Source organism: Acaryochloris sp. IP29b_bin.148 (assembly GCF_028285565.1).
Classification (GTDB): domain Bacteria; phylum Cyanobacteriota; class Cyanobacteriia; order Thermosynechococcales; family Thermosynechococcaceae; genus Acaryochloris.
Genome location: NZ_JANQOY010000226.1, coordinates 1 through 7,587, shown reverse-complemented (window position 1 = coordinate 7,587; position 7,587 = coordinate 1). Strand labels below are relative to the sequence as shown.

7 protein-coding genes and 1 riboswitch are annotated in these 7,587 nt (G+C 50.3%); of the genes, 2 read left to right on the top strand and 5 right to left on the bottom strand.

Features of this window, described 5'->3' with window-relative positions:
- Positions 1 to 2 precede the first annotated feature (2 nt).
- A riboswitch (cyclic di-GMP riboswitch) is annotated at positions 3 to 96 on the bottom strand.
- A gap of 349 nt (positions 97 to 445) precedes the next feature.
- The gene (gene trpS, locus Q0986_RS20360; protein WP_299414985.1) at positions 446 to 1,456 is read left to right on the top strand and encodes a tryptophan--tRNA ligase; all 1,011 of its coding nucleotides are present in this window, start codon (positions 446 to 448) and stop codon (positions 1,454 to 1,456) included.
- Here trpS and Q0986_RS20355 read toward each other — a convergent pair.
- The gene (locus Q0986_RS20355; protein ID WP_366918645.1) at positions 1,453 to 3,414 is read right to left on the bottom strand and encodes a DICT sensory domain-containing protein; all 1,962 of its coding nucleotides are present in this window, start codon (positions 3,412 to 3,414) and stop codon (positions 1,453 to 1,455) included. The two genes, trpS and Q0986_RS20355, sit on opposite strands and share 4 nt — an antisense overlap.
- A 402-nt stretch (positions 3,415 to 3,816) precedes the next feature.
- Here Q0986_RS20355 and Q0986_RS20350 point away from each other — a divergent pair, with 402 nt between their 5' ends.
- Positions 3,817 to 5,097, top strand: a complete 1,281-nt coding sequence (locus Q0986_RS20350) for a sugar ABC transporter substrate-binding protein (RefSeq protein ID WP_299414980.1) — start codon at positions 3,817 to 3,819, stop codon at positions 5,095 to 5,097.
- Here the strand turns inward: Q0986_RS20350 and Q0986_RS20345 are convergent.
- The 4 genes from Q0986_RS20345 to Q0986_RS20330 form a co-directional block, all read right to left on the bottom strand.
- The gene (locus Q0986_RS20345) at positions 5,079 to 6,371 is read right to left on the bottom strand and encodes a folylpolyglutamate synthase/dihydrofolate synthase family protein (protein ID WP_299414987.1); all 1,293 of its coding nucleotides are present in this window, start codon (positions 6,369 to 6,371) and stop codon (positions 5,079 to 5,081) included. The genes Q0986_RS20350 and Q0986_RS20345 overlap by 19 nt on opposite strands.
- A 23-nt stretch (positions 6,372 to 6,394) precedes the next feature.
- The gene (locus Q0986_RS20340; protein WP_299414978.1) at positions 6,395 to 6,895 is read right to left on the bottom strand and encodes a ferredoxin; all 501 of its coding nucleotides are present in this window, start codon (positions 6,893 to 6,895) and stop codon (positions 6,395 to 6,397) included.
- A complete protein-coding gene (locus Q0986_RS20335; protein WP_299414975.1) occupies positions 6,895 to 7,281 on the bottom strand; it encodes a DUF1257 domain-containing protein in 387 nt (128 codons plus the stop codon). The genes Q0986_RS20340 and Q0986_RS20335 overlap by 1 nt, the downstream gene beginning before the upstream one ends.
- Positions 7,282 to 7,346: 65 nt before the next feature.
- On the bottom strand, positions 7,347 to 7,556 hold the full coding sequence (locus Q0986_RS20330; protein WP_299414972.1) for a DUF2997 domain-containing protein: 210 nt from the start codon (positions 7,554 to 7,556) through the stop codon (positions 7,347 to 7,349).
- Positions 7,557 to 7,587 lie beyond the last annotated feature (31 nt).

Here is a 7,587-nt window from a genome sequence, read left to right as displayed (position 1 = left end):
CCTTCGACACTAGCAGCATCCATACCCCGTAATGCTTGGATTTTAGGCCTGCTAATCTGCGCCTTACCCTTTCGGTGCAAGTTGCCATTTCGGGGACTTTGGCTGGGCTTATGCGGGGGGTATGACAGCCCAATACATATAATGTAGCTGGCGATGCCGAATAAGCTAAACCGCAGAACTACTGAACTTTTCAGGTCTTTTTGAAGGGGGTCTCCGTACTATTGCGGACACTAATGTAAAATCTCTTTCTCTGTAGTCTAAAAATGGGGGCAGGGCTTCATTGGGGTGCGAAATATTTCTTTACACTAAGATCCGTATCAATGCGGATCTTAGTTCTGGACGCATCACTTTGCCCGATGACGGTCTGCGTGGTTGAGGGCAGAAGCTGTGTCAAACTAGATAACTGTGCCGTTTTCATAGTGCTCAAACAGGTTTGAATTAAAGCATGGGTAAGCAACGCGTTCTCTCTGGTGTCCAACCCACAGGTACCCTTCACTTAGGCAACTACTTAGGGGCGATTCGAAATTGGGTAGAGGGCCAAAGCCAATACGAAAATTATTTTTTTATTGCCGATCTGCATGCCATTACGGTTCCCCATGATCCTGATGAGCTTGCAGAGAATACCTATGGACTAGCCGCTCTCTACTTGGCTTGTGGGTTAGATCCTGACCATACGACGATTTTTGTTCAATCCCATATTTCAGCCCATGCTGAACTCGCGTGGTTATTTAACTGCATTACGCCTTTGAACTGGCTAGAGCGCATGATTCAATTCAAAGAAAAAGCGCTAAAGCAGGGCGAGAATGTCAGTATTGGTTTATTGGATTATCCCGTGCTGCAAGCTGCAGATATCTTGCTGTATCAGGCGGATTTAGTGCCTGTGGGCGAAGATCAGAAACAGCATCTGGAGCTAACGAGGGATATTGCTGCGCGTCTGAATTTTCAATATGGAACGGAAAAGGCTCCTTTGCTAAAGCTGCCTGACCCCCTGATTCGGAAGGAGGGGGCCAGAATTATGAGCTTGGTTGATGGTACCAACAAAATGTCCAAGTCCGATCCGTCTGAGCAGAGCCGAATTACGTTATTGGATACGCCTGATCAAATTCGCAATAAAATTAAGCGCTGCAAAACCGATCCGGTTAGGGGGCTCCGTTTCGATGATCCAGACCGCCCAGAATGCCAAAACCTGCTGACGCTATATTTGCTGATGTCCGGGAAGACGAAGGCCGATGTGGCGGCGGAGTGCGCTGAAATGGGCTGGGGACAGTTCAAACCCTTGCTAACCGAGGTCATGATTGAGGGACTCCGTCCGATTCAAGAGCGCTATACGGAATGGATGACTAACAGGTCAGATCTGGAGGCTGTTCTGCAAAGGGGGAAGGAGCGGGCTGGTGCGATCGCAGCGGACACACTCACTAAAGTCAAAGATGCATTGGGCTATTCCCGTCCGCTTTAGCAAAGATTCGGTTGGGGAGCGGGAGAGGGAGAATTATGGGGGACTTCTAAGGGCAGCGTAAAATGAAATGCACTGCCTTGGTCTCGCCCGGAAGATTCTGCCCAAATTTTGCCATTCATTCCTTGAATGACTTGCCGACAAATGGCGAGTCCTAATCCTGTGCCTCCCTTGCTCCGTCGCAGAAAATCTTCCTCCTGATAGAAGGAGTCAAAGATGGTTTCTAAGCGACTTGGTTCAATACCCCGACCGGTATCGGACACAATGACTTCTAAGCAGGTCTGATCGGCCGCGATCAGAGCCTGAATCGTCACTTCACCTTTGGCTCCGGTAAACTTGCAGGCATTATCTAAAATCCGATTTAGCACTTCTTCTAACCCCTCTGCATCCACTTGAATCGTGGGTAGGTCGGGATCCACATCGACGGTGATGGTCGGTAAGTCTTTGCTATTGGCACTGGAACGGATGGAACTAATCGCTAGTTCTAAGGTTTCTTGAAACTCAATCGATTCAATCTGGTTATAGATTTGTCCGCCCTCTAGACGAGAGAGAATCAAAATATCTTGAATCAGATCTCGCAGGCGACCTAAATCCTCTAAGGCTGTACTTAAGAGAGCTTGGCGAAAGACAGGAGAAATATCCGGTTCACTGTCTAAACTTTCTAAACAGACCTGAATCGTAGACAGGGGCGTGCGCAGTTCATGCCCAACGATGGCAATTAAATTGCTACGGGTTTGCTCTAGGGCCGCTAAATTGCGGTTGAGCGCTTCTGAATCGGAGTAGGCTTGCGCTTGCGTCAGAGCCACGCCTGCTTGGGCTGAGATGGCTTCGACGAGGGCAATATCATTTTCATGCCATTGGTAGGCCAGAGGCCCGCCATGATGCAGCTCTAGTACCCCCATCAGTTCGCCTTGATGGCGGATGGGGGCAATCAACCAAGAATGAATGTGCCACTGTTCCAATTGTGCGGCGAACTCAGGATCTTGGCGCAGATTTTGCACTTCCGAGACATCCGAAATGGCGATGGCCCGCTCTTGTGCTAAGGCAACGGCCAATAAGGGGTTTGCCCGGATGGGCCAGGGGGTGCCTTGCAAGGAGGGTAACCCTGGGGCCACAAACTCGTACTCAATTTCAACCTGTTCGTCTGTGCGATCGCAACAGTATAAAATGCAGCGACAATGTTCAAACACCTTCCCCAACTCGTTGACAGCCACTGCCAAGACCTCTTTGGGATCGAGGGACCGACGGATGGCAGCCGTCATCGCATTGGCAAAGCGCTCTTTCCGCTCCTTTGCCGACAAGGCCCGATAGGCTTTCAGAAGCTTGTATTGGCTGGCTTGCAGATAGGTAACGAGTCGCTGTCCAAATACACGGGATTGCAGGACAGGCAGAGCGGGGACCGTAGAATCGGGCGTCAGGCAATAGTGTTTTTGGGCCTGTTGGACTTTGGGCTTGAGTTCAGGACGATATTGAGCAATGCGATCTAATAAAAGACTGGCTGCATGCAGGCAAACATCTCGTTCAAAGGTCCAAATCCCCTCATATCGCTGGGACTGCTCGACAGAGCTGAGGATCTTCTGTTGCTCACGACACACCAAGCACGCCGTATAGTCTTGACCAATGATAATCAGATGCTTTTCTTGGGCCAGGCTATCTTCTGCATCTAGGGGAATGGTTTCATATTGATCGGATGCAATCGCAAAGCTGGATTCAGGTTCGGGTGCAGCCAGTACGTACACTTGGTCCGTCTTGTGCGCAATGCGTTGATACCGACGTGTTTCTTGCCGATAAAAACGTTCTTGCTGGAAGCTCGCAATCACTAAGGGAGCTTCGTCTCCTGCCAAAACCACATCCTCAATGGCGCGGCACAGCGCATTGAGAGACGACTTAAAGTACATCTGGGGGCGCAGATGGGGTAAGTCCGTCAACAGAGTCTGCAACAAAGAGTTCAATTTGCTCACACCAACAGTTTGCGGAACCTGGCTTAGGTTAGGGGGAACGGTTTTATCCTAAAGGCGGCACCCGCTAGGTAGGATCCGTATCAATCAAAAGACAACCAGAAGCGCAATTGCGACCGCTGGCAGGAAATATCTGCATCACCGCAAGCCGGGAGATCAACGGCTAATTGCGAGAAACTTATTTTCTTATAAAGATCATCCAGTACTAGCCAGCATAGCGCAGGTCGGGGCCATTAACAGAAGTCGGTCGTGACTCAGCGTAAGACCCTAAAGGATCGGCAGAGTGCCAGTGATGAACGACCCAGTTAAGATTTTTGAGGAACAAACAGACGAGCAAAAGATTCGGATCAGCGTAAACTGTTACACAATATTCTCTATTGACCTCGAGATCGCACAGTAGAACTCATGATTCAGCGCAAGACTTGGCAACGCTTTGGCATTTTATTCCTGGCAGGCATTCTTCTAAGTTGGCTGATTAGCTGTACACCAGCCTCTCAGTCCGGTGATACGCTCGATTTTTGGACAATGGGGTTGCCTAGAAGCAAATTTGGTGCCTATTTTGACCCCCTAATTAGTGAGTTTGAGAAGGACAATCCTGGAGTTAAGGTCAAATGGACGGATGTCGCCTGGGATGGCATGCAAAGTAAAATCCAGGCTGCGGTTGCCGCTAAGACGGCCCCGGATGTGGTGAATCTAAATCCTGATTTCGCCTTTCAATTAGCGGGCAGAGGGAGCTGGATGGAGCTTAATGATGTAATCGATCAAGCTGATCGCGATCGTTATTTGAGTAATATTTGGGATGCCAGTTCTCTGGATGGCAAAACCTTTGGTGTGCCCTGGTACCTAACCGCTCGCATTGCGATCTATAACAAGGCCGTTTTTGACGAAGCGGGGGTCACCACTCCTCCCCAAACCTATGCGGAGTTGGCTGATGCGGCCCAAAAGATCAAAGCCAAAACCGGGAAATATGCCTTTTTTATCACCACCAATCCGACAGGCTCGGGAGAATTAATGGAGTCCTTTGTGCAGATGGGGGTGCAGTTAATTGATCAGGAGGGTAAGGCAGCCTTTAATACGCCTGAGGGGAAAGCGGCCTTTCAATATTGGGTGGATTTATATCAGAAAGGGCTGATTCCGCCTGCCGTTCTCACCGAAGGCCATAAAGGGGCCATTGACTTTTATCAGTCGGGGAATGTGGCGCTGTTGTCCTCTAGCCCACAATCTATAGAAACAGTTAAGACCAATGCACCGGATATCGCTAAAGTATCTGTCCCAGCTCCACCTATTACTGGATCTACGGGTAAGAAAAATGTGGCTGTTATGAACTTGGTGATTCCCAAGGATACAGATAAGCCGGATGCTGCCCTTAAATTCGCCTTGTTTGTGACCAACCCCAAAAACCAGTTGGCCTTCGCCAAGGAAGCCAATGTACTGCCGTCTACCCAGGAGTCTCTGACAGATCCCTATTTCAGCCAGGCACAGGACAGTGATGCCTTGGCCACCGCCCGTGTGCTCAGTGCTAGCCAATTGAAGGATACAGAGATTTTGATCCCGAGCCGTAAGGATATCAAGAAATTACAGCAGATTCTCTACAAAAACCTGAGAGAGGCCATGCTGAAAAAAACATCCGTTGATCAGGCCTTAGCAAAAGCCGAGACAGCCTGGAATCAAACCGTTGGCGGATAGGTCTTGAGATAGTGGCCCACCAGGTATAAAGAGCCACATAGAACGGCCAAAGGAGAGGCGCTTGCTGGAGACTTGTGAGTTCCCAAAGTGCTCTGCAAGGCTAGGTCTAAGTGCGGGTAATACTGGCAGTATGTTAGGTGGGGACAAATATCTGTCGCCAGTTGGGCTAATTCCTGCACATCGGCACTGCTGTGATCGGGGACAGGACTCAGGGATAGGGCATCTCCCGGTCGCAGAAGTGTATTCAAGATGTCGCGGTGGTCTTTGGTGGCTAACATGCCCATCACCCAATGCACGGCAGGGACTTGCAAACTGTCTACGTAGCGCCGCAGTTCTAGCGCCGCCGCAGGATTATGCGCACCATCGATCAGTAATGGGTGCTGATGCCACTGCACCCACTGCAACCGACCTGGCCAGCGGGTATGGGCCATGCCCTGGATAATGGCGTCATCTGAGATCGCCCACCCTTGAGATCGCAACTGTTGGAGCACTGAGATCGCAAGGGCTGAGTTGGTGAGCTGAATGTCCCCAGACAAACTGAGTGGAAACGCCACTCCAGCCACTTCTGCCCAGGGCAAAGATGAAGATTCTGGTATGTTTACCGCAGGTCTCTCGATCCGCCGGGCCGGTTGGGGCCAATACGCAGGGCAGTCTAAGGACGCTATTTTGGCCTTTACCACAGCAGCGGCCTCTGGCGGCAGGGGACCGACTACTACAGGACAATGGAGTTTACAGACGCCCGCCTTTTCCCCAGCAATATCTGCCAAAGTGGGTCCGAGTCGCTGCCAATGCTCAAGACTGAGGGATGTAATCACACTGACGAGAGGACGATCACAAACATTTGTGGCGTCTAAGCGCCCTCCTAAGCCCACTTCGATTACCGCCACATCAACCTCTTGCTGAGCAAAATACTGCCAGGCTAGGGCAGTCAGGACTTCAAACTGAGTGGGAACCAGTTGAGTGGGGGCTAGAACAGCTTCTAAGTCTAGTAACAGTTGGGTCAGCGTCGTCGCAGCAATCGGCTGCTCATTGATACAAATGCGTTCGGTCCAGTCGACTAAGTGTGGAGAGGTATAGCGACCGACCCGATATCCTGCTGCTGTGAGGACTGAGGATAGGTAAGCACAAACGGATCCCTTGCCGTTGGTGCCTGCCACATGCACAATAGGCACCTTGAGGTGAGGATCCCCAAGCAGATCCAACAGACGGTGAATTCGCTCCAGACCTAAATGAATCCCAAATCGCTCATAGCGATCAATCAGTGGTGCAAACAATGGGGGCAAGCTGATGTGAGGACTTAAGATCCAGTACTGGGGTCTTCAAAGGAAATAGGACGAGGTTTTCGCCCTGCCCGCTTCGGCGTGACCCGCTTGGTATAGGTTGCAGGAATCTGCGAACCCAGGATATTAACCTGCTGATATTTGCGATCAGCTTCTAGCTGTTGGAGTTGGGTGTAGTCTACCCAATGAATGCAATCTACAGGGCAGGTATCAATCGCTTCTTGGATGACCTCAAACCCATCTCCGTCCTGACGAAAAACCCGCGAACGCCCATAACCCGGCTCGATATAGAACGTATTCCGAGCTACATGGGCACAATGCTTACAGCCAATGCAGGTGGGTTCATCGACGAAAACGCCCTTTTGACGAATGACTCCACCTAACTCTGGTTCAAGCCCAGTGCGCTCATCGGTAGTGCGAAAGCCTCCGCCTAACTCGGGTTCTAGACCTGAGCGAGAGACTGCAGGCTGGATAGATTGCGGTGTTCCGTCAGGGACACCAGAGATTGAGTCAGTCATTACGCATTCCAGCGCTGAACCACCAAACGAATCGAACCATCTTCATTTTTGACTTCCTCTGAAACTTGGAAGCCTTGCTGAGCCGTGGTACTAAGAACGGTGTGGTAAGCGTACCGTTGTGTCACTTGCTCAAGAAACCGCTCAACTGACCAAGCCTGTTGCCAAAAATCCATATCGGCAACGAGTTCATACTCTTCATTGTTCTTGCTAAAGCCAATGTCGTAACCATTGTTTTGCTCAATGACTAACTCAGCAGTCTGAGTTTGGCCTTGATACCCCCGAATGGGATGAGGGCCTGTCTTCCAATCTAAACCGAGATCTTCTAAAGCTGACTGTAATGCAGGTAGGTTACGGATTTGAGTTTTGATTTGGCTGAAATGAGACATAGTGACTTGTTTTTGTGAGTGAGATGAACAATAGGGAGAGGCGTCTTAGCGCTAAGACAACGGAATTACCATTGGCTATGGCCAACTTGGGCTGTAGCAGTTTGCTGCACGGTTGCTTGTTGAGTAAAAAATTCTGAGGTGGGTTGGTGGGTAACCACTTTTCCAAGTTGGGCTTCGATGGCAGCGGTCACCTCTGCACAAGAAGAGCCAACAATACCCGTTACCATCTCTTGCACCCGACCGTCGGGGTAAATGACAAACTCAAGGGTTTCCATGCTTTATGCACCACCGAAGACTATATGAGCG